Consider the following 21,214-nt stretch of genomic DNA (forward strand, 5'->3'; position numbering starts at 1 on the left):
GCCCTGCACATTGGTTCGTCTTGTTCAGTTTTCAAAGGTCTTTGTCGCTCTCGCGCGACAACTATATTAGTATATCACGACCTTACCTTACTGTCAACACTTTTTTCCAAAAAATTTTATTTTTTTGAAAGTTCATTTATACACTGTCAACTTTCAGTTCTTAAATTGAATTTTTAAAATCCTTTAGATAGTTCTCTAATTTCTTTTTCATTTTTGTTTTTCCTAGACATCTTCTGTTTGCTAGTAATGCTTCATATTGTTCTTTTTCTTTTACTGTTAATTTTTCTTTAAAACGTTTTAATGCATCTCTCAGAACAACCAGCTCATCTAAATATATTTTTCTTGATGAAATTCTGTGACTAATTTCTCCAATTTCAATATATGGAAGTCTATTAATTTTTCTCTTATCACTTTCCTGTTGTCTTATTTTATCTTTAATATGATTTCTAAATTTTGTTTTGAAATATGTATAAAGTAATTCTTCATTTGTTTCAATTTCAGGATTTTTTTGATAAAGTTCAAACAGAGTTAGCTGACCTTCTTGTTCCCAATCATCCTTTTCCCATAATTGAATATAATACTCTTTTTCACATTTTCTTACGATATATTTTACTTTTTGATACATTTTATTAAATTCCATAAGCTCTCCTTTACTTTTATCTGTATTTTATAAAAATAAAGAAGCCCATTGGACTTTTTTTCTATTCTGCTCGTTTTTTTAACTATTTGGTTATTATTTTTAACTATTTTTTCCAAATACACAAAAAAAACTGCCACTTGGTGACAGTTCATCGATAGTCCGTACGGGATTCGAACCCGTGTTACCGCCGTGAAAAGGCGGTGTCTTAACCCCTTGACCAACGGACCATTTTTACAACATATTCTATTATACAGAATATTTTTACTCTGTCAACACTTTTTTAATAAAAAAAGAAGGAAATATTTTCCTTCTTTTGAATTAGTTATTTTCTTCTAATTTTGACTTAATCTCATCATATGATAGAGGTTTTGCTTCTTCTTCTAATTCATGCTCTGAATTTTCAGGCATTTTTCCTGTTTCATATAATGATTTAATTTGAACACTATCCAAGGTTTCATATTTTAATAGAGCTTCCGCAATTAGTTTATGCGTTTCTCTATTTCCTTGAATAATTTCTGCCGCTTTATTACGGGCTTCATTCAACAGACTACGAACTTCTTCATCAATTTCGTAAGCTGTTCGTTCTGAAATCATTTTTTGTGGGCTTTGAGCACCAAACATTGCATGATTTCCTTCATATTGGACCGGTCCAAGTTTTTCACTCATACCATATTCTGTCACCATTGCACGCGCCATTTGGGTAGCTTGTTCAAAGTCATTTGAAGCACCCGTTGTTTGCGAATTGAAAATAATTTCTTCGGCAACACGTCCTCCCATGAGCCCAGCTAATTGTTCTTTCATATCTTCTTTAGAAAGTAACATTTGATCTTCTTTAGGAAGGGCAATCATGTAACCGCCTGCACGACCACGTGGAACAATCGTAACTTTATGAACTACACGAGCATTTGATAAGACCAAACCAACGATTGTATGACCAGCTTCGTGATAAGCAACCATTTCACGTTCTTTTTGTGAAATCGTCCGATCTTTCTTAGATGGACCTGCAATAACACGATCTTCTGCTTCATCGATATCAGCAGCATCAATTACTTTTTTATTTCGACGAGCTGCAACCAAGGCTGCTTCGTTCAAAACATTTTCGAGATCAGCACCGACAAATCCTGGTGTTTGTTGAGCAACTAATTTCAAGTCCACATCTTGAGCAAGTGGCTTATTCTTAGCATGAACACGAAGAATTGCCTCACGACCTTTCACATCTGGACGTCCAACCAATACTTTACGGTCAAAACGGCCAGGACGAAGAAGGGCAGGGTCAAGGACATCAGAACGGTTAGTTGCTGCGATAACAATGATTCCTTCGTTGCCTTCAAAACCATCCATCTCAATCAAGAGCTGGTTAAGGGTTTGTTCACGTTCATCATTTCCACCACCAAGACCTACACCACGCTGGCGCCCAACAGCATCAATTTCATCGATAAAGATAATGGCTGGTGCTGCTTTTTTAGCATCTTCAAAAAGTGAACGAACCCGGCTAGCACCGACTCCGACAAACATTTCAACGAAGTCAGAACCAGAGATACTGAAGAATGGCACTCCAGCTTCACCAGCTACTGCTTTTGCTAAAAGGGTTTTACCAGTTCCGGGAGGGCCTTCAAGAAGCACACCTGCTGGGATTCTTGCACCCAATTTAGTAAAGCGTTTTGGATCTTTTAAAAATTCAACAACTTCAACAAGTTCTTGTTTTTCTTCTTCAGCTCCTGCTACATCTGAAAAACGAACTTTAATATCTTCTTTATTAGCAGCGCGGGCTTTATTACGACCAAAGTTCATGGCACCTCTGGCACCTCCGCCACCGCCTTGGTTCATCATTGAGAAGAAGAAGAACATGACAATAACAAATGGAACAATTGAAGTGAGAATTGTTATCCACATGCCACTTGAGCTCTCACGCTTAATGGTGATTTCTGCTTTGTGGTCAGCTGCTAATTTTTGTAATTCATTGACAGTGATATCAGATGGAAGGATGACACTAGTAAAGCGAGATACTTTTTGAACACTTGGGGTAAAAAATTGAATTCCTGTATCTTCTTTTGATTCTTTTGCTTTATTATAGGTACCTGCAATTTCAATCACACTACCATTTGGTTGGTAACTGATCGTTTTTACATTATCATTTTTAATTTCTTTGACCAATTCTGTGTAGTTGATTTGCTGACTTTGACCAACCCCATTACCCGCAAAAAAGTACTGGAATCCTGTCACAGCCGCTACAATAATCAACAAATACAGAAATGGATTTCGGACAAAACCGTTATTTTTTCTGTTATTCATCTAGTCTCCTCTATTTTGAGTACACTTCCTCTTTTAATACACCAACATAGGGTAGGTTACGATAATTTTCATCATAGTCTAAACCATATCCTACAACAAACTCATTTGGAATCGTAAAGCAGGTGTAATCTGCTTCAATCTCAACCAAACGTCCTTCAGGTTTATCCAGTAAGGTAGCAATCTTCACAGATGCTGCATTTCGTTCTTCAAAGAGTTCTTTTAGACTCTTGAGGGTTTTACCTGTATCGATAATATCTTCTACAAATAAAATATCTCTACCAGTAATATCTTGGTCGATATCCTTGATAATATTAATAATACCTGAGCTTGCTGTACCACCATGATAACTTGAAACCAGCATAAAATCCAATTCAATATGTGTATCCACGTGGTTGATCAACTCTGCCATAAATGGAACAGAGCCTTTCAAAATTCCAACAAAAATTGGATTTTTTCCTTGGTACTCTTTTGTTAGGGTTTCACCCAATTTCTTTGCTGCTTCTACAATTTCATCATGTGAAACCAATACTTTTTTTATATCTTTTTCTAACATGTTTTTACCTATCTATTTTTTGAATATAAAGACTGTCTTTCATTATACCACTTTTTGAGAGCTTACTCAAATCACTCGTTACCAATCCCACTACAGAAAGAATATTATGATTTTGTTCTATAATGAGAGCCTTTTGCCGAAGAGAAATTGAAATTTTATGGTTGATAAACCACCGTCTTAATTTTTGATGGTGGCCATTAACAAGCAGCTGATCTCCTTCCTTTCTCCTTCTAATTAAGATGGGAGTTTCGCGTGAAACAGAAAGAATTTCTACATTTTCTCCTACTAATGGTTGTCCAAAAGATAGTTTATAATTTGCAATTTCAAAGATATTCCCAAATTCTAACAAAAATGGGAGGGGTTGGTCATCCGACTTTTGACTGATTTTTTGTATTTCAAAGAAATCATATTCTTGATGTAATTCATAATTCGACTTTAAATAATGAATGCAATTTCTTTTTTTTCGCAGTAAATCTAATAATTCTTGAAACTGGGCCCTACCAAGTTGCAAATCTGGAAATTGTGCCAAATACTCTTCTAATAAGAATGATTGTACAGAATGAGAATACGTTCTAAAAGAAGCTAAATCTTGAATGCTTAACTCGCTAGTCAATTCTTTCAGTGCTTGGTGCCAATGATTCACTTCCTCTGCTAAATAGCGAAGACTTGCTTGCATTTGGGGATTTTCTTTTTCAAATTCTGGAAGGTATTGATGGCGTACACGATTTCGAAAATAGTCCTGTGAGTCATTGCTACTGTCTTCAAAGTGAGGGATTTTCATCAACTCATCTTTGGTAAAAGTTAACAAAGGACGGATTAACTCACCCTTACCAAATGGTTGGCGTACAGGAATACCACTTAAATGGCGTAATTTTGTTCCTCGTATTAAGCGCATGAAAGTTGTTTCGGCTTGATCGTTTGCATGATGACCTGTTACTAAAGCGGTGCAATCCTCTTTCTCCATAATCTGTTTAAAAAAATCATAACGAAAGGTACGAGCTTTTGCTTCTGTAAAATCACCCGAATAGTGAGCCACATGGATACGTGTCTCTCGCCTATCAGCTAGCGTTCGAAGTTCACTTTCTTCTAAATCTGATTCTGGTCTTTGTCCATGATTGACATGAGCGAGTACCAGATGGATTTTCAATCGTTCTTTATTCTTATATAAAAGTTCATACAGATTCATTGAATCCAATCCACCAGATAAGGCAACTAAAACACGGCGATGGGGAGTAAATAGATCTTGTTTTTCACAAAACTCTAAAAATCGCTTTTCCATTATTTCAATACCTCATAGATATCTTTTGAAATGTTGGAAATCGTATCATAATTCGAATGATCTGTAAAAATGGCTATTACATAGGGTGAATTTGTATATACAATTGCAACATCATGTCTAAAATCATAGGCATCTCCAATTTTATGAGCAACTTTTACTGGAAGGTCACGCGCAATCCGTTGATCATCATATTTTGTAGAGGAGAGTGTATCAATAATAGGGCCATTTTGTTGATAGACAGCCTCCATGACATTGCCAGCCATTTCAGCGGATGCTTCTCTTTTTTCAACATCCCAATGTTTCTTTGCAATTTTATCCAAAGTTTTTTGGAAGTCTTGATCTGATTGATGAGTGACATAATAATTCAAGATATTATGTCCAACATTATCTGATTCTTTTGCAATTTTATCTACCAACTCTTGAACACTATATTCTTTTCCATCTGGTGTTTTTGAAAGGCTACCACTTCCTTCTGGTTCATAGCTACCTTTGAAATCATTGACTTCTGGAATATATTTGTAGGTTGTAGTTGGAGAAATGGCTTTTTTATTGAGCTGTTCTTGGACGTAGTACAAGTATGGTAATTTCGTTACACTGGCAGAATACATTTCTTTTTGCGGATTGATTCCAGCAGTATTTCCAGTCTCTAATTGTTTTACATAGATTCCATACGAAGGAGAATTGTATTTACTATTTAACAAGTCCTGGACTTTTTCCATTCGATTATCTTTTTCAGTAACGAATGCTTTGTTCACCCAGCCCTGACCTTCAATCTCCACAAACTCATCTCGTAAAGTCTTAGCTGTACGTAAGACTGTCACTTTTGTATAAGGAGAAAGAGGTGTATTTTTTTCTTTTGCACCATTTATTAAGGGTCGGTCATACATTTTAAAACCAGGTTTTAGCCACATGTCTTGTTTTTTTTCTTGTGTTTCTTGTACAACATCAGAAAAAATGACAGAAGAATCTGCTAATACATATCCCTTATCTGCTATTTTAAATACAGCTTTCCCTTCATCATTTACAAAGAGTTGTTCGATTGTAAACGGTGTGTTGGGAAGAATTTCTCCTTTTGCTTTTTTCAACTGAGGATCAGAAAAAACAGAAATTTTGCGATAGACATTCGGGTTCGCTGGAATTGAAGAAAAATAAAGTTCTGATGGATGAGCCATTGTCTGAGAAAACTCAGACTGCTCGATACTCGCTGCTTGAGACCCAATAAATAAAATTGGAACTAACAATAGGAGCAGAAATCGTTTAGACACCTGTATTCCTTTCCTTTTCATCCTTTTGAAGTTTGATCATTTGGTTTTTCTTTTTTAATTCCTCTAATTTTTCATCTGAAAATTCAAGAAATTGTTTAACTGTTTGTAAGATATTTTCCATCGGTTATTGGGGGAGTAAATCTGGGATGGTATAAACATATTCACCATCTTTTGAAAAAGAATACTTTGCGCGTGCATATTTTGTTGCATAATCATCGTCTTTTAATTTTTTAGCGATGTCTTGTTGGTATTCTTTTTGTTCACTTGTTTCTTTATACTCTTTTTCCAACTGTTTGTATTGTTCTTTCTTATCTTGTAGCGATTGATAGCTCTGGGCTAAATTATAAGTTGGAAGAATAAACAGTAACATGACCAATATCAAAACGAGCCCTAGAAAACGATTGCGTTTTTTTCTTTCTTCTTCTAAAAAACGTTTTCGCTGACTTTCGTCTTTGATATATTTATTGTTCATTTGAACGATATTTTTAGGCATCTTCTTCTATCCTTGTTTCACTAATTATTTCGTACATTTTGGATGCATCTTCTTTTTTTGTACTATCCAACATTTCCAAGACTTTAACCGTCAATACTTTATTTCCAAAACGAACTTCAATTTGATCATTCACTTTCAAATCCGTTGAACTTTTGGCTAATACTCCATTGACTTTGATCCGCCCTTTATCTGCAACTTCCTTTGCAACAGGACGACGCTTAATAATGCGAGAAACTTTTAAATATTTATCTAATCTCATACTGTCACCTCTAACATAGTATTGTATCATTTTTTATACATAAAATGCGAAAAATGAGCTAAGAACTTCTAGTCCTCTTCTTTTTCCTGTTTAATTTCCAATAAGGTTTGACCAAATTGCTTCAGAGCTTCTAAAATTTCAAAATCTTTCTTATTTCGAATATCGAAGATCACTTCAATCAATCCTTTTTCCTCTGCAATCTGTGCCTTTAACTGTGTCATTGACAGAGCTTTGAAATAATCCTGTGTTAAAAACAGTTGTTTGGCAATAGGTTCAAATTTCACTGTCACTTTTTGTTGTTTTCTCTCAACAAGACGGACAAAGACTTGATCCAAGTAAGCTTTCACTAAACCAATTTCAAGTAGGTAGGCCACAACATCTGGGTATTCTCCAAAACGATCGATCAATTCATCTTGCAAATATTCATAGTCCGTCGCAGAATTCATTTCACGAATTTGTTTGTAAATTTCAATTTTTTGACGTTGATCTGAAATATATTCATTAGGTAAATATGCATCTATTTGAAGGTTCAACTCTGCATTGCTCTTTTGCCTACGATGCTCTTGGCCTTGTTTCTTAGCAATAGCTTCTTCTAACAATTGAGAATACATTTCAAAACCAACTGAATCGATGAAACCAGATTGAGAAGCTCCAAGGATATTCCCTGCTCCACGGATCGATAAATCTCGCATAGCAATTTTAAATCCAGACCCCAACTCAGTAAAACCTTTAATAGCTTCTAAGCGTTTTTCAGACACTTCTGTAAGAGATTTGTCTGGACGATACATCAAATAGGCATAAGCAATTCGATTGCTTCGTCCCACACGACCTCTTAATTGATAAAGCGTTGAAAGTCCCATATGATCCGCATTTTCAATAAAGAGTGTATTAGCATTTGGAATATCCACACCTGTCTCAATAATGGTTGTCGTCACTAAGACATCGTATTCGCCATTAATGAAATCCAACAGGGTATTTTCCAGGCGAACTTCACTCATCTGGCCATGAACAAAGCCAATCGAAGCCTCTGGAATCAACTCTTTTAATTCAGACACCTTTTGTTCAATTGTATCTACCTTATTGTAAAGATAATAGGCCTGTCCTCCACGATCCATCTCCCGCAACACAGCATCTCGAATAATAGTTGGATTGGTCTCTAGTACAAAAGTTTGCACAGGATATCGATTGGTAGGAGGTGTTTCAATGACAGACAAATCTCTAATTCCTAGCATAGACATATGAAGAGTTCGAGGTATAGGGGTAGCTGTCAAGGTAAGCACATCCACCTTTTTTTTCAATTCTTTCAAGGTTTCTTTGTGCTTCACTCCAAAACGTTGTTCTTCATCTATCACGATTAAGCCTAAGTCTGAAAAAACAACATCTTTGGACAAGAGCCGGTGAGTTCCAATAATAATATCCACTCGTCCTTTTTTCAACTTTTCAAGCGTTTCTTTCTGCTCTGCCTTACTCTGGAAACGACTTAAAACAGCAACTTCTACTGCAAAAGATTCAAAACGCTCCTTAAAATTGGCATAATGTTGTTGGGCAAGAACAGTGGTAGGAACCAGCACTGCTACTTGTTTATGATCATTTACTGCCTTAAAAGCTGCTCGCATAGCGACCTCTGTTTTCCCAAAACCGACGTCTCCAACCAGCAATCGGTCCATCGGACGATTCGATTCCATATCTTTTTTAATTTCTTCAATGGAACGTAATTGGTCATCTGTTTCAATATATGGAAAATCTTGTTCAAAAGCCTCTTGGTTTTCATCATCTTGGGAATAGGCAAAGCCTTCTAATTGACTACGCTCCGCATAAAGTTTTATCAAATCATCCGCAATGTCCTCCACCTGGGTCTGAACCTTTTGCTTCGTTCTTTGGAAACGCCCATCATTTAACTTGTTAATTTTTGGCGTTTTTCCATCACTTGCAACGTATTTGGACAACATCTGAATCTGATCGACAGGAATCGAGATGCGATCTCCATTTTGATATTGAATTGAAACATAATCACGATGGACACCCGAAATTTCAATCGTTTCAATTCCCAAATATTGACCAATACCATGAACTTGGTGAACAACATAGTCCCCTTTTTCCAGTTCATTATAATTTTTTAGGCGTTCTGCATTGGAAATATTTTGCCTGCGAATCTTTCGTTTGATCTTTTTCTGATAAATCTCTGATTCTGTAATGTAGACAATTTTTTCATCAACAAATTGAAAACCGTGAGCTAGTCCTCCAACAACTAATTGACTAGCTTGAGGAATGATCGTATCCCCATCAATATAATCTAATCGAATCCCATACTCTTCTAAATTTTTATGGAGCTGTTGAAGATTGTGATGAGAAGTTGCTTGGATAATAACTGTATAGTTTGATTTTCGATACCGTTCAATTTCCTCTTTTAGTAAATCAAATTGTCCAAAAAACTCCTGCATGGGATATTGATTGAATTGATACAAATGATCAAACTTCAGATTTCCTAATCCTTTTTGAAAGTTTGAAAAATAAGTTGCAGGCGTATATTTTCGTAATGTTGTACTGGTGTCTGCAAAATACACTTGGCGAGAAGAAGCTCTATTTTTATGTAAATCTTCCGTCAAGAGATTAGCTGTATCTAGTTCAAATCTCGCTATTTGATCTGCTATTTTTTGATAATCATCCAGAAAAACAGGAGTGTGTTTAGGGAGATAATCGAATAGGGTATATTGCTTCTCGTAAAAGAAACTAATAAATTTTCTAAGATCCGGATGAAGTTTCCTTTGAGAAATATCTCCTAAAATTTCTGCTAGATAAGATTTAAATTCTTCATTCGCGCTCTGTTCTTGCAATTGTTCGATTTGCTGCTGACCACGGATGAAATCTTCCTCTTGCAACAATAGATCACTCACTGCCTTCAGTTGAACTTCTTCAACATTTTCAACAGAACGCTGACTTTCTGGGTCAAAGATTCGGATTCCATCAATCTCATCTCCGAAAAATTCAATCCGATAGGGTTGGAGTTGGTCGATCTCAAAGATATCTAAAATATCTCCTCGTAGACTAAACTCTCCCTGTTGCAAAACTTGGCTCACCTTTTGGTAGCCAATCTTCTGTAATGTTTCACTCAGAGTAGTTAAGTCTATTTCTTGATCGACCTTCAATTGAAAAATGCTAGATGCAAAAACTTTAGGAGAAGGTAATAGTAGTTTTATACCACTCACATTGGTCACAAGGATGCCTTGACGATCCTCTTGACATAAAAAGTTCAAAGCCTCTAATCGTGAAAATTGCCTTTCTTGTGAAGCAAAAACAAATTCTGCTAAAGGGTTATCATCTCCCAAAAATGTATGGACTTTCTCTTCTCCAAGTAAAGCAATAAAATCACTAGCCAATCGTTCTGCTTCGTTATAACTGGAAGTAATGAGGACTGCTTTTTCAATAGAATCAAAGGCTGAAGCCATTACAATAGCCTTTGTGGTCGCAGACAATCCTAAGATTAATTCCCTATTATTTTTTTGCAAACCTTGTTGCCAGGATAGAAGGTTGGAGTTTTGACTCACTAAATCAATTACATTCATCTACTTACCCGTTGTATTTCTGCATGCTTCTTTCAAAATTTTCTTCTACTAAGTAATCGTTAACCGCTTCTTCTACTCGATCGATTGTTTGTAGAATAGTGATGTAATCGTCTTTATCAAATTTTCCTAAGACATGATGAACAACTGACATGCCCTGCTTAGGTCTTCCAATTCCAATCTTAATTCGATAAAAAGTCTGAGTTCCAATATGATTAATAATCGATTTGATTCCGTTATGACCTCCAGCTGATCCTTTAGCTCGAAGACGAATCTTGCCAACTTCCATATCTAAATCATCGTAAATAACCAAAAGATCTTCAATATCCAGACCATAATAAGTCAGAAGGGCATGGACTGCTTTTCCACTCTCATTCATGAAAGTGGTTGGCTTTACAAAATAGACCTTTTCGCCATTTAAAAATGTTGAGGCAATATCGGCTTGAAAAATCTTATCATGGGAGAAAGTAAGATTTAAAGACTTTGCCATTTGATCAATTAACATAAAGCCTACATTGTGTTTCGTTTCAAAATACTTATCACCTGGATTTCCCAATCCAACAATTAATTTCGTCATCTCTTTCCTTTCAAAACACTAAAAGGGTTGGAAATATTTTTTTCCAACCTTTACATTTTTTTAACTATCTTACACATTAAAACGGAATTCCATGATGTCCCCGTCTTGGACAACATATTCTTTTCCTTCTTCGCGCAAGCGTCCTGCTTCTTTTACAGCCTTTTCAGATCCATATTTCACCAAATCATCATAAGACATAGTCACGGCACGGATAAATCCTTTTTCGAAATCAGAGTGGATGATACCAGCTGCTTGAGGAGCTTTCATACCACGTTTGAAAGTCCAAGCACGTACTTCTTTTTCACCAGCTGTAAAATAAGTTCCAAGTCCTAGTAAATGGTAAGCTGCACGCGTGAGTTTATCAACTCCAGACTCTGCTAGGCCAATCGCCTCTAAAAATTCTTGTTTATCTGCATCATCTAGCTCAGAAATTTCTTCCTCAGCACGCGCAGAAATCACCACGACTTCCGCGTTCTCTGTTGCCGCAAAGTCACGAATTTGCTTCACATACTCGATAGAATCTGGATCTGCAACAACATCTTCATCCACATTGGCTACATAAAGAACTGGTTTGGTAGTCAAAAGGAAAAGTCCTTTCACCACTTTTTGTTCTTCCTCAGTGAATTCAATGGTCCGAGCCGATTTACCATCTTCAAGAACTGGTTTGATTTTTTGTAGAACATTAAATTCCGCAACAGAATCCTTATCTTTTTGTGTACGAGCGATTTTTTCTACACGCGCATAGCGTTTATTGACAGACTCTAAGTCGGCTAAAATTAATTCTAAATTGATGGTATCAATATCTGCCAGTGGATCAACAAAGGCATCTTCACGACCTTGCTCCCGCATGACATTTTCATCATCAAAAGCACGTACCACATGAACAATGGCATCTACTTCACGGATATTGGCCAAGAATTTATTACCAAGTCCTTCTCCCTTAGAAGCCCCTTTCACAATCCCCGCAATATCTGTAAATTCAAAAGTAGTCGGAACTGTCTTCTTAGGAGTAATCATTTCCGTCAATTTTTGGAGGCGTTCATCTGGAACTTCTACCATCCCAACGTTTGGATCAATGGTTGCAAAGGGATAGTTTGCGGCCTCTGCTCCTGCTTTTGTAATTGCGTTAAATAGGGTTGATTTACCAACATTTGGTAAGCCAACGATACCTGCTGTTAATGCCATTTTTCTTTTTCTCCGTTCAAATTTCAATCTCTTTTATTATAACATAATTCAAAAGACAAGTGATGAAAAATGAAATATTTCATCACCTTTGAAACTAGATTTTTTCATCAAACTGTAACGTTCTAAAAAGATAAAAATGGTATACTATATTTAACAATGAACAAAGGAGTTTTTCAGATGAAAAAACAAACATGGAAATCTATTTTTCTTTCTTTAATCGCTATCTTTACTCTCTTTCTTCTTGGAGCTTGTGGACAACAATCTGTTCAAAAATCCTATCTTCAGGCAATCAACCAAGAAAAGAAAACAGATGTTCGTATTACACTAGAACATAAAGGTGATAAAGCGATCAGTAACCAAACCACCACTACTATTTATTACAAAGAGGCGGGAGTTACGAAAGATCAATTAAAGGAAATGATCGATAAATATGATGAAGAATACAAAGATGTCAAAGGATTCACACATTCTGCTGAATATAAAGATGATTATATGGTTGAAAAAACAACACTAAATTATGAAAAGGCAGACTTAGATCAGCTAATTGAAAAGAAATTAGTAACGACACAAAAAGATAAAAAAGTCGACTATATCAGCTTCAAATCAACTTTTGATATGATGAAACAGGGTGGTTTCAAAGAAGTTAAAAATGGAAAATTTGAAGAATTAAAATAATCGAAAAGGTTCGGTCACATAAGTGACTGAACCTTTTATAGTACTTTCTTCATTTTCTGTTCAAAATCATGGCGACTCATCATGACCACATGATCACAATTGCTACACTTGATTTTTATGTCTGCACCAAGTCGCGTAATTTCCCAACGATTTGCCTTCTTGCCTGTTTCTTTAATCACACAAGCGTGGGGCTTTTTCATTTCTACAAAATCACCTAACGTATACATGATTCACCTTTGTTAATTTGTGCGAACTGGCGTAATCAATTGAATGAACCCTTGTTCATTTCCTTCTGGAACCAATGTAAACGGTCTAACAGAAGAAATAAAACGAATAACAACTTGTTCACTATCAATAGCTTTGAGCGCTTCAATCAAATAAGTTGGATTAAAGCTAATAGACAAATCCTCTCCTGAAACGGCGCTCGTATCGATCTCTTCATTTACTCGCCCAACTTCTGGTGAATGAACGTGGGAAGAAACTACTCCATTTTTGAACTCTAATTTAACCGTTCCGTTTTGAGTCGCATTTGAAAGAAGACGAGCACGCTCCATTGCAAATCGAAGGTTGGCCACATTGAAGGTTGCCTCTGTATTGAATTCTGTTGGAATGAGACGGTCTGTATCAGGATAATTTCCTTCTAGCAAACGGGTATAGAAACTAATGTGTTCACTTCTAAATAGGATTTGATTGTTAGCAAAGAAAACCTCAACTGTTTCAATATCATCAGAAAAAACAGAGGTGAATTCACGAAGAGAGCGACTTGGGATGACAACATCAAAGTTGTCTCCATTTTTCTCCAGTGTAATCACTTTTTGACTCATACGGTGAGAGTCTGTTGCTACTGTTTTTAGCTCTTTATTATTCGATAGAACAAAGTGAACACCTGTCAAAATTGGCCGACTTTCTTGTACACTTGCTGCAAATGCTGTTTCATTAATTAATTGTTTTAATAATTTTGTTTCCAAAACTAATGGATTACTTGCAGCAATTTCTTGAATACGTGGATATTGATCTGCATCTTTTCCTTTAAGTGTAATTTCTGATTTTCCACTTGTTAAAAGAACCTGTTTTTGTTCAATCTCTTTAAAATCTAAAGTAACATCTGGTAAACTTGAAACCACATTAATAAAGAAAGTTGCTTCCAATAAAATAGAGCCTGGAGAGGTCACCAATAAACCAGCATTTTCATCTTTGATAGAAATAAAGTTTTCAATTGAAATTTGGCCATTCGATCCAGATAAGGCAACTCCTTCTGGAGTGACATCAATTTTAATCGTGGAAAGGATTGGGATAGCATTTTTTGAACTGATCGCTCTTTTGGTAGTATTTAATGCTTGTAAAAATAAAGTTTTGTTAATAGAAAAATTTATCATGGTCATTCCTTTTATTTATTTTATGATTAGTAAGTTAATAGTAATAGTAGATTGTGTGGAAGTTGTGGAAAACTCTCAGAATCCTGTCTATGACTTGAAAAGTTACTTGTTTAAAAATTGTGCATAACCCCTAGAAGTTTAGAGAAAGTTATCCACAGATTAATTTAACTTTTTCTTGATACTTTGAATTTCGAGTCGTAGATTATCATCTGTGTCGACCATACTTTTAATTTTTTCATAGGCATGAATGACAGTCGTATGGTCTTTCCCACCGAATTCTTTTCCGATTCGAGGAAGTGAGTTGTCCGTCATCTCTCTTGAAAGATACATAGCCACTTGTCGTGCTAGGACAATATTCTGAACTCTTCGCGAACCTTTAATTTCTTTTACACTGACTCCATAAAAGGCTCCAACTGCTTCCTGAATTTTTTCAATAGGGATGACAAGCGTCTTGCTATTATCGTTTTTACGAGCTCGAATAGCTTCAGCTGCAACATCGATCGTAATTTCTTTTAGTTTCTTAACCTTCGCCATTAAAGAAATATCATTTAAGGCACCTTCTAAGTCTCGGACATTTGAATCAAACTGACCAGCTAGATATTCTAGTGTGTCATTAGGAAAAATATAGTCTAGATCTTCAATTTTATTCCGTAAGATGGCAATCCGAGTTTCAAAATCAGGTGGTGTTATATTTTGCGTGAGTCCCCATTTGAAACGAGTAACCAGCCGCTCTTCAAGACTATCTAAATGATCCGGACTTCGATCGCTTGTTAGAACAATCTGCTTGTTGTCGCTATGGAGGGCATTAAAGGTATTAAAGAATTCCTCTTGAGTCGTGACTTTTTTCCCACCAAGTGACTGGATATCATCGATCAGTAAGAGATCAAGACTTCGATAGGTATTCTTGAACGTCTTCATCTCTCCTAATCGAAGGTGTTCTAAAAATTCATTAATAAAGGTTTCTGCTGGGACATACTTAACCCGTGCATTTGGAATATTTTCTAGGATTTGATTTCCAATTGCGTTCAATAGGTGAGTCTTTCCAAGTCCTGGTCCACCATAGATAAAGAGAGGGTTGTAAGTTGTTGCAAGATTTTCAGAAACTGCAAGCGCTGCTGCTTTCGCCCAAATATTTCCATCCCCTTGCACAAAATTATCAAAGGTGTACTTTGATTTCAGGCCTGTATCAATTTTAGGCAACGGTTCGGTTGTTAAGCTACCTGAAGATAATCTCCTATTCTCACTGCTATGACTACTAGGAATTTCTTCGGTATCTTCAAAAACGAAATGGAACTTCAAATCTGTATTGTAGACTTCAAAGCTGGCTGTGATCAAAGCATTTTTTAGATTTGTTTCCCAAAATAATTCTTTATAATTCCCATCAAGATAAATGGTAGCCGTCTCTCCATCGATTTTTACTAATTTTGAATCGGCGACAAAAAAATCATAGGCACTATCTTTTAGTTGTAATTGGGCTAATTCTAAAAAACGAGACCAAAATTGCTCTTCTTGTGACACTATCAGACTTCCCTCCTTTTCTTGAATTGTATCAAATCATACGTACTCCTATTCTACCACAAACAAAAATAGTTTTCCACAGGCTAAATTTCATGAAATTAAATTATAGTTTTAAACTTTTCCACAAGTTGTGGATTTAAATTCACATTGTTTTTAAAAGTTATCCACAAAGTGGGGATAACTAGTGAATATCCTTATTTTTCTGCTATTTACAAAAGATTTTTATGGTGGAAAAGCTTGTCAATACAAAAAATAAAAATAACAGCCTTATTTAAGGCTGTTGATAATTCGTTGGTATTCATCAAGACTGGAAAAAGAAATTTGGATAGTTCCTTTATTTTGAGAAGAGGAGTGTATCGTCACATCTGTTCCTAATATTTTTTTCAATCGCTGTTCCTCTTCCAGTAGGAAGCTCTCTTTTGCTTTTTGTTTTTTCTGTTTTCTTTTTGAACTGATCTTATTTTCTAATGTTCGAACATTTAAATGATCCTGTTTGATTCGCTCTAACCAAAATCGCTGCTCTTCTTCATCAAGAGGAACAAGAACACGCGCGTGAGCCGAAGAAATATCATTTTGAATGACTGCTTCTTGAACAGAGGGAGCTAGTTGTAACAAGCGAAGCATATTGCTGATGTAGGGTCTAGATTTCCCCATAAATTGAGCGATTTGGTCGTGCTTATAGCCATGATCAACGAGCTTCTGGTAGGAGATAGCTTCTTCAATTGGATTGAGATCTTCTCGTTGAAGATTTTCAATAATGGCTTGTCGCATCATTTCTTGATCCGTTAACTCTTTAATAATCGCAGGAACAAGATCTAATCCAGCAATTTTTGAAGCTCTAAAACGTCTTTCACCTGCAAGCAATTCAAAACCAATTATTGGAGATTTTCTGACAATAATGGGTTGAATTAAGCCATTTTCTTTGATTGACTGAGCCAGTTCTTCTAATTTTTCTTGATCAAATACTTTTCTTGGTTGGAAAGGATTGGTTCGAATGTCCTTTACCGCTATTTTTTCTAATTTTTCCATCTTATAAATAGAATAACACACCTTTACAAATTCGTAAAGGTGTGTTTACAAGTATGTCAAGAAAGTGAACGTTAATCGCTCAGATCCTCAGTTGATTTTGTCAACTTGATAGAAGTTGTTTGTTGTTTTCCATCACGATAGAATGTGACCTTGATCGTATCATTGATTTGGTGAGAATAGAGGGCGGATTGTAAATCTGCCGTTGACTCGATATCTGTATCATCGATCTTTGTGATGACATCATAACGTTGCAATTTATCTGAAGCAGGCATATTTTCAAGTGTTGAACGAACCAGTACTCCTCCAGAGATTTTTTCAGGAAGTTTTAATTGGCTTAAATCAGAAGTTGAAAGGTTGGATAAATCCATCATTTGGATTCCAAGAGCTGGTCGAACTACTTTTCCTTTTTCTTCTAGTTGCTTGATAATATTGACAACATCATTTGCAGGAATTGCAAATCCCATTCCTTCTACTGAAGTTTGTCCGTTATTTGAAATTTTACTTGAGGTAATCCCGATGACTTGTCCCTGAATATTGATTAATGGACCTCCAGAGTTTCCTGGGTTGATGGCTGCGTCTGTTTGTAAGGCGCGTGTAGAGATATTTTGTCCATTATCGGCTTTCAATTTCACATTGCGGCCTTGGCTGGAAATAATCCCTTGGGTAACAGAATTAGCATAATCTGTTCCAAGAGGGCTACCAATTGCAATTGCAGTCTCACCGACTGTTAATTGGTTTGAATCTCCAAATTCAGCTACTGCCTTTGCTTTATCCGCACTAATACGAACGACTGCAATATCAGAATAGACATCTGACCCAACTACTTCTCCTGGGACTTTATTCCCATCTGCTAAAAGAATATCTACTTTTTTAGCACCATTGATTACATGGGTGTTGGTAACAAGGTAGGCATATTTTCCTTCTTTTTTATAAATGACCCCAGAACCTTCACTAGAAATTTGTGAGTCAGAGTTTTCTTCTTTTTCAAATAACCCTTGATTCGAAGAATCAGAATAAGTAATCACAGAAACTACAGCATTTTTCACCTTGTCTACGGCCTCACTAGTTGAGGTTGTATTTTTATAAGCTGTTTTAACAGTGGTTGAGTGGACTTGCTTACTTTCAGTATTTGAAGTAGAAGAATGAGATGTTTGTAAGGTTAAAAAGGTTCCAAGAATCCCACCTAGAAAACCTACAACAAAAATGAGGGCTACGTTTCCAATTTTTTTCAGTAAATTAGATGAAGATTTCATATTTTCCTCCTAAGGATATCAAATTGTCTATAGTATAGAAAAACTTTCTTAATTATATCTTAAATAACTAAAGTTATCCACAAATTGTGGATAACTTGTAGAATTTAGTTGAGAAATGCCTTTAAAAAGGACTTTATAGAATAGATTTCCTTTCTATAGCTGTGGATTATTTGTGAAATTGAAGAATTATGCTACAATAGGGGAATGAAAATTAAATTGATAACCGTTGGAAAATTAAAAGAAAAATACTTAAAAGATGGGATCGCGGAGTATATTAAAAGGCTTGGTCGATTTGCAAAAGTAGAACAGGTTGAGTTAGTTGATGAAAAAACTCCAGATCGTGCTAGTCAACTCGAAAATCAACAAATCCTTGAAAAAGAGGGGGAACGAATTCTCTCTAAAATTTCAGATAAGGAATATGTGATTGTATTGGCCATCGAAGGAAAACAATTTCCTTCAGAGAAATTTAGTCAAACGATTGACCAGATTATGACATCTGGTTATTCAAACCTTACTTTTGTTATTGGAGGCAGTCTTGGTCTGTCTCCTAAAGTGAAAAAAAGAGGAAATCTATTAATGAGCTTTGGTCAATTAACTCTTCCTCATCAGTTGATGAAATTAGTGTTGGTGGAACAAATCTATCGTGCTTTCATGATTCAACAGGGGAGTCCTTACCATAAATAACCTTGACGCTCCTTCCTTTTTCTGCTAAAATGAAGTAAGTTCGGTCTCATAGCTCAGCTGGATAGAGCATTCGCCTTCTAAGCGAACGGTCGCAGGTTCGAATCCTGCTGGGATCAAATGAAAGATGTAGCTTTTACTGCATCTTTTCTTTTTTGTAAAATGTATAAATTTTCATTATCTATTAATTTTTGTATACTTTACTTTAGATAAATAGTAATAGAATGATTTATTAGGAAAATTTTAAAAAAGAACTAACAATCCCTATATAGTGTAAAGTGTAGATTATATAAATTGTGTAAAATAGTTTTCATTCATGTAACAAAAACATTAAAAAAATTACAATTTTACCTATTCCCTTTAATTTTAGGCTATTTTATATTATAATTTTTTGTATATAAAATTTTATTTTTTTATAATAATACTAGAGTATAATAAAATAGAAAAAACAAAGTGGGAGAGTTTGTGTGATTCAGTCATTAATCTTGTCTTTTCTCTTGGGAGGGATCATTGTTCTGACGTTTGCATTAGTGGACGAAAAAATCTATCAGGAACATCAATTTGCATTTATCTTTCTGCTGAGCACCTTTGTTCTTCTTTTTGAAAGTCTCTTAGTATTTTTAGATGTGACTTTATTTTCAAATATTCGACTTTCTGATTTAAATATGCTCTTATGGCCGGTTTATTTATATCCTTATTATCATTATGCCAATCGGACGAATCGCTTGTGCGCCATTTTTTATTCTTTTTTTACTTATTTAGCGGTTGAAGGAACAGCAACTTTTCTGACGATAATTGTCTCTTCAGTATTGGGGGATGCTGTTGTAGCAGCTTACTCGATTGTCTACAATATGTGTATTCGTTTGCTTTCTTTAGGAATCATTTTGAAGTTAATTGACCTATTTGAATTTGATTTTACTCCTTTTTATGAGAAAGAATTTGAAAAATATTTAAAGAGACTCATCTGTGTCTATTTTGCTATATTTGTAGTGATTAATTTTGCTTTATGGATTAGTGAACAAGCGCAATTTAAAAATTTTGGGAGTATGTTGGCAACGATTTGTTTTTTCTCTTTTGTAGTCAGCTTATTCCATATGAAAATCGAGCGAGATCAGTATCGTAAAAATTTAGAACTGGAGTATAAAGAATTTTCTGAGCAACAAATGAGTCGGTATATGGCTGAAATTCAAAGTCTCTATTCTATTGTTAGGGGATTTCGTCATGATTTGGGAAATTTAGTTATTTCTATGTCATTAGCTATTGAGGAAGAAAATATTCCAGAAATACAGAGAATCCATAGAGAAGTATTGGAAAAAGGTTATAAAGAGATCAATACAGAAGCATTATCAGGATTCAACTTGGTCAATATCAAAGATTCTGCTTTACGAAGTATTTTGATTCGAGGTTGGTTGGATGCAAGAGATGCTGGGGTAGAAATGACCTTTGAAACGAGTGAACCAATCGAGCAACTACCAGTTGATTTATTGGATATCGTGAGAATCGTTGGGATTCTAGTGACAAACGCTTTGGAAGCTTCAAAAGAAGCAGAAGAAAAGAAAGTTCATATTGCTATTTTCTCTATTTCAAAAATTGTTTACTTAGTGATTCATAATACAACAAATGAAATCACTTTTGATATTAGAAAAATATATGAAGAAGGCTATTCGACAAAAGGAGAAAATAGAGGACTAGGATTAAATAATGTGAGAAAAATCTTAGCAAATTATGGAACGATGTTTTTAGAAACGGAATTGCAAGGAAATCGTTTTTTACAAGTTTTGAAGATTGGAGGATACGAACAAGAATGAAGATTTTTTTATTAGAAGATGAGCTCTCTCAACAGATACGGGTAGAAAAACATATTGCAGAAATTGCTAAGGAATTAGAAATTAAACTTGAAGTGATTTCTACCGGTAAAATTTCGGAATTTGAAAATTATATCCAACATTCGGATATCCACCAATTATATTTTCTAGATATTCATATCCAAGACAATGAGTATTGTGGGCTGGAAATTGCTCAAAAAATACGAGAAGCAAATCCTTATGCCATTATTGTTTTTATTACTACAAAATCAGAATTCGCTTCGATTACCTATCGTTATAAAGTATCTGCCTTAGATTTTATTGATAAAAATTTGAATGAAGATTTATTTAGATTAAAAATCAAGGAGTGTATTGAGTACCTAACAACTATTCAAATTGGAAATGATGATTTGACAGATTATTTTGAGTATGACTTTAAGGATAAAAAGATAAAAATTCCATTTAAGGATATTCTCTATATTGAAACTGTTGGTTCGGCTTATAAATTAAACTTAGTTGGGAAAAATTTTCAAAAAGAAATTGCGGGAAGTTTATCAGATGTCTTGGAGAAAGATGTGGAGGAGAGATATTTCAGTCCCCATCAATCTTTTATCGTGAATAGAAGTATGATCATTGGAATGGATAAGAAAAAGAAACAGCTGCTGTTGAAAGAAGGGTATTCTTGTCCAATCTCAAGAAGCAATATCAAACGTGCCAAAAAATTAATTGAAGAGCAAAATTTAGAATTTAGTGCTTGACAATTAGTTAAATTTT

20 protein-coding genes and 2 tRNA genes are annotated in these 21,214 nt (G+C 35.2%); 5 read left to right on the forward strand and 17 right to left on the reverse strand.

Going from position 1 to position 21,214, the window contains the following annotated elements; genetic code table 11:
- Nucleotides 1-160: 160 nt before the first annotated feature.
- From I2F76_RS03170 to ychF, 12 genes are all read right to left on the reverse strand, one after another.
- Nucleotides 161-640, reverse strand: a complete 480-nt coding sequence (locus I2F76_RS03170) for a sigma-70 family RNA polymerase sigma factor (protein WP_003009261.1) — start codon at nt 638-640, stop codon at nt 161-163.
- A 155-nt stretch (nt 641-795) separates the two neighbouring features.
- Nucleotides 796-867, reverse strand: a tRNA-Glu gene (locus I2F76_RS03175).
- Between the two features lie 91 nt (nt 868-958).
- The gene (gene ftsH, locus I2F76_RS03180; RefSeq protein ID WP_049473251.1) at nt 959-2,932 is read right to left on the reverse strand and encodes an ATP-dependent zinc metalloprotease FtsH; all 1,974 of its coding nucleotides are present in this window, start codon (nt 2,930-2,932) and stop codon (nt 959-961) included.
- 10 nt (nt 2,933-2,942) lie between these two features.
- Nucleotides 2,943-3,485 (reverse strand): hypoxanthine phosphoribosyltransferase, encoded by a 543-nt coding sequence (gene hpt / locus I2F76_RS03185; protein ID WP_003018402.1) that lies wholly within the window; start codon nt 3,483-3,485, stop codon nt 2,943-2,945.
- A 4-nt stretch (nt 3,486-3,489) separates the two neighbouring features.
- The gene (gene tilS / locus I2F76_RS03190) at nt 3,490-4,764 is read right to left on the reverse strand and encodes a tRNA lysidine(34) synthetase TilS (RefSeq protein ID WP_129299524.1); all 1,275 of its coding nucleotides are present in this window, start codon (nt 4,762-4,764) and stop codon (nt 3,490-3,492) included.
- Nucleotides 4,764-6,029 carry a serine hydrolase gene (locus I2F76_RS03195; RefSeq protein WP_272157584.1) on the reverse strand — a complete coding sequence of 422 codons (1,266 nt, stop codon included), beginning with the start codon at nt 6,027-6,029 and terminating at the stop codon, nt 4,764-4,766. The genes tilS and I2F76_RS03195 overlap by 1 nt, the downstream gene beginning before the upstream one ends.
- Nucleotides 6,022-6,150 (reverse strand): SP_0009 family protein, encoded by a 129-nt coding sequence (locus I2F76_RS10655; RefSeq protein ID WP_003009253.1) that lies wholly within the window; start codon nt 6,148-6,150, stop codon nt 6,022-6,024. The genes I2F76_RS03195 and I2F76_RS10655 overlap by 8 nt, the downstream gene beginning before the upstream one ends.
- Nucleotides 6,151-6,153: 3 nt before the next feature.
- Entirely contained in the window at nt 6,154-6,522 is a 369-nt protein-coding gene (locus I2F76_RS03200; protein ID WP_003009251.1) for an FtsB family cell division protein, read from the reverse strand.
- Nucleotides 6,515-6,781, reverse strand: a complete 267-nt coding sequence (locus I2F76_RS03205) for an RNA-binding S4 domain-containing protein (RefSeq protein ID WP_003002258.1) — start codon at nt 6,779-6,781, stop codon at nt 6,515-6,517. Before I2F76_RS03205 ends, I2F76_RS03200 begins: the two co-directional genes overlap by 8 nt.
- Nucleotides 6,782-6,849: 68 nt before the next feature.
- Entirely contained in the window at nt 6,850-10,344 is a 3,495-nt protein-coding gene (mfd, locus tag I2F76_RS03210; RefSeq protein WP_024056450.1) for a transcription-repair coupling factor, read from the reverse strand.
- Nucleotides 10,345-10,348: 4 nt separating this feature from the next.
- Complete coding sequence (gene pth / locus I2F76_RS03215; RefSeq protein ID WP_009731938.1) at nt 10,349-10,918, reverse strand: aminoacyl-tRNA hydrolase; 570 nt, start codon at nt 10,916-10,918, stop codon at nt 10,349-10,351.
- 69 nt (nt 10,919-10,987) lie between these two features.
- The gene (gene ychF, locus I2F76_RS03220; protein WP_049475054.1) at nt 10,988-12,103 is read right to left on the reverse strand and encodes a redox-regulated ATPase YchF; all 1,116 of its coding nucleotides are present in this window, start codon (nt 12,101-12,103) and stop codon (nt 10,988-10,990) included.
- Nucleotides 12,104-12,280: 177 nt separating this feature from the next.
- Here ychF and I2F76_RS03225 point away from each other — a divergent pair, with 177 nt between their 5' ends.
- On the forward strand, nt 12,281-12,778 hold the full coding sequence (locus tag I2F76_RS03225; RefSeq protein ID WP_031574824.1) for a DUF1307 domain-containing protein: 498 nt from the start codon (nt 12,281-12,283) through the stop codon (nt 12,776-12,778).
- 35 nt (nt 12,779-12,813) lie between these two features.
- On the opposite strand, the gene I2F76_RS03230 is transcribed toward I2F76_RS03225, so the two are convergent.
- The 5 genes from I2F76_RS03230 to I2F76_RS03250 form a co-directional block, all read right to left on the reverse strand.
- Nucleotides 12,814-13,005, reverse strand: a complete 192-nt coding sequence (locus I2F76_RS03230; RefSeq protein ID WP_003002008.1) for a DUF951 domain-containing protein — start codon at nt 13,003-13,005, stop codon at nt 12,814-12,816.
- 12 nt (nt 13,006-13,017) lie between these two features.
- Entirely contained in the window at nt 13,018-14,154 is a 1,137-nt protein-coding gene (gene dnaN / locus I2F76_RS03235; protein ID WP_049475055.1) for a DNA polymerase III subunit beta, read from the reverse strand.
- Between the two features lie 159 nt (nt 14,155-14,313).
- A complete protein-coding gene (gene dnaA, locus I2F76_RS03240; protein ID WP_003009237.1) occupies nt 14,314-15,672 on the reverse strand; it encodes a chromosomal replication initiator protein DnaA in 1,359 nt (452 codons plus the stop codon).
- Nucleotides 15,673-15,939: 267 nt separating this feature from the next.
- Entirely contained in the window at nt 15,940-16,701 is a 762-nt protein-coding gene (locus tag I2F76_RS03245; RefSeq protein ID WP_049475056.1) for a ParB/RepB/Spo0J family partition protein, read from the reverse strand.
- Nucleotides 16,702-16,772: 71 nt separating this feature from the next.
- Nucleotides 16,773-17,954: a S1C family serine protease gene (locus tag I2F76_RS03250; protein WP_195487231.1), complete on the reverse strand. Its 1,182-nt coding sequence runs from the start codon at nt 17,952-17,954 to the stop codon at nt 16,773-16,775.
- 204 nt (nt 17,955-18,158) lie between these two features.
- Between I2F76_RS03250 and rlmH the strand changes: the two genes are divergently transcribed.
- The 4 genes from rlmH to I2F76_RS03270 all read left to right on the forward strand — a co-directional run bounded on the left by rlmH (nt 18,159) and on the right by I2F76_RS03270 (nt 21,198).
- Nucleotides 18,159-18,638: a 23S rRNA (pseudouridine(1915)-N(3))-methyltransferase RlmH gene (gene rlmH / locus I2F76_RS03255; RefSeq protein WP_049514969.1), complete on the forward strand. Its 480-nt coding sequence runs from the start codon at nt 18,159-18,161 to the stop codon at nt 18,636-18,638.
- Between the two features lie 42 nt (nt 18,639-18,680).
- Nucleotides 18,681-18,754, forward strand: a tRNA-Arg gene (locus I2F76_RS03260).
- A gap of 348 nt (nt 18,755-19,102) precedes the next feature.
- Nucleotides 19,103-20,443 (forward strand): sensor histidine kinase, encoded by a 1,341-nt coding sequence (locus I2F76_RS03265; protein ID WP_195487232.1) that lies wholly within the window; start codon nt 19,103-19,105, stop codon nt 20,441-20,443.
- Nucleotides 20,440-21,198, forward strand: a complete 759-nt coding sequence (locus tag I2F76_RS03270) for a response regulator transcription factor (RefSeq protein WP_003009229.1) — start codon at nt 20,440-20,442, stop codon at nt 21,196-21,198. Before I2F76_RS03265 ends, I2F76_RS03270 begins: the two co-directional genes overlap by 4 nt.
- Nucleotides 21,199-21,214 lie beyond the last annotated feature (16 nt).

It is taken from the genome of Streptococcus parasanguinis (assembly GCF_015557775.1).
GTDB lineage: Bacteria > Bacillota > Bacilli > Lactobacillales > Streptococcaceae > Streptococcus > Streptococcus parasanguinis_AA.

Bases quoted from the DNA above. Each gene is read 5' to 3' on its own strand.
- I2F76_RS03170 (WP_003009261.1), bottom strand. From the start codon at position 640: ATGGAATTTAATAAAATGTATCAAAAAGTAAAATATATCGTAAGAAAA.
- ftsH (WP_049473251.1), bottom strand. From the start codon at position 2,932: ATGAATAACAGAAAAAATAACGGTTTTGTCCGAAATCCATTTCTGTAT.
- hpt (WP_003018402.1), bottom strand. From the start codon at position 3,485: ATGTTAGAAAAAGATATAAAAAAAGTATTGGTTTCACATGATGAAATT.
- tilS (WP_129299524.1), bottom strand. From the start codon at position 4,764: ATGGAAAAGCGATTTTTAGAGTTTTGTGAAAAACAAGATCTATTTACT.
- I2F76_RS10655 (WP_003009253.1), bottom strand. From the start codon at position 6,150: ATGGAAAATATCTTACAAACAGTTAAACAATTTCTTGAATTTTCAGAT.
- I2F76_RS03200 (WP_003009251.1), bottom strand. From the start codon at position 6,522: ATGCCTAAAAATATCGTTCAAATGAACAATAAATATATCAAAGACGAA.
- I2F76_RS03205 (WP_003002258.1), bottom strand. From the start codon at position 6,781: ATGAGATTAGATAAATATTTAAAAGTTTCTCGCATTATTAAGCGTCGT.
- mfd (WP_024056450.1), bottom strand. From the start codon at position 10,344: ATGAATGTAATTGATTTAGTGAGTCAAAACTCCAACCTTCTATCCTGG.
- pth (WP_009731938.1), bottom strand. From the start codon at position 10,918: ATGACGAAATTAATTGTTGGATTGGGAAATCCAGGTGATAAGTATTTT.
- ychF (WP_049475054.1), bottom strand. From the start codon at position 12,103: ATGGCATTAACAGCAGGTATCGTTGGCTTACCAAATGTTGGTAAATCA.
- I2F76_RS03225 (WP_031574824.1), top strand. From the start codon at position 12,281: ATGAAAAAACAAACATGGAAATCTATTTTTCTTTCTTTAATCGCTATC.
- I2F76_RS03230 (WP_003002008.1), bottom strand. From the start codon at position 13,005: ATGTATACGTTAGGTGATTTTGTAGAAATGAAAAAGCCCCACGCTTGT.
- dnaN (WP_049475055.1), bottom strand. From the start codon at position 14,154: ATGATAAATTTTTCTATTAACAAAACTTTATTTTTACAAGCATTAAAT.
- I2F76_RS03245 (WP_049475056.1), bottom strand. From the start codon at position 16,701: ATGGAAAAATTAGAAAAAATAGCGGTAAAGGACATTCGAACCAATCCT.
- I2F76_RS03250 (WP_195487231.1), bottom strand. From the start codon at position 17,954: ATGAAATCTTCATCTAATTTACTGAAAAAAATTGGAAACGTAGCCCTC.
- rlmH (WP_049514969.1), top strand. From the start codon at position 18,159: ATGAAAATTAAATTGATAACCGTTGGAAAATTAAAAGAAAAATACTTA.
- I2F76_RS03270 (WP_003009229.1), top strand. From the start codon at position 20,440: ATGAAGATTTTTTTATTAGAAGATGAGCTCTCTCAACAGATACGGGTA.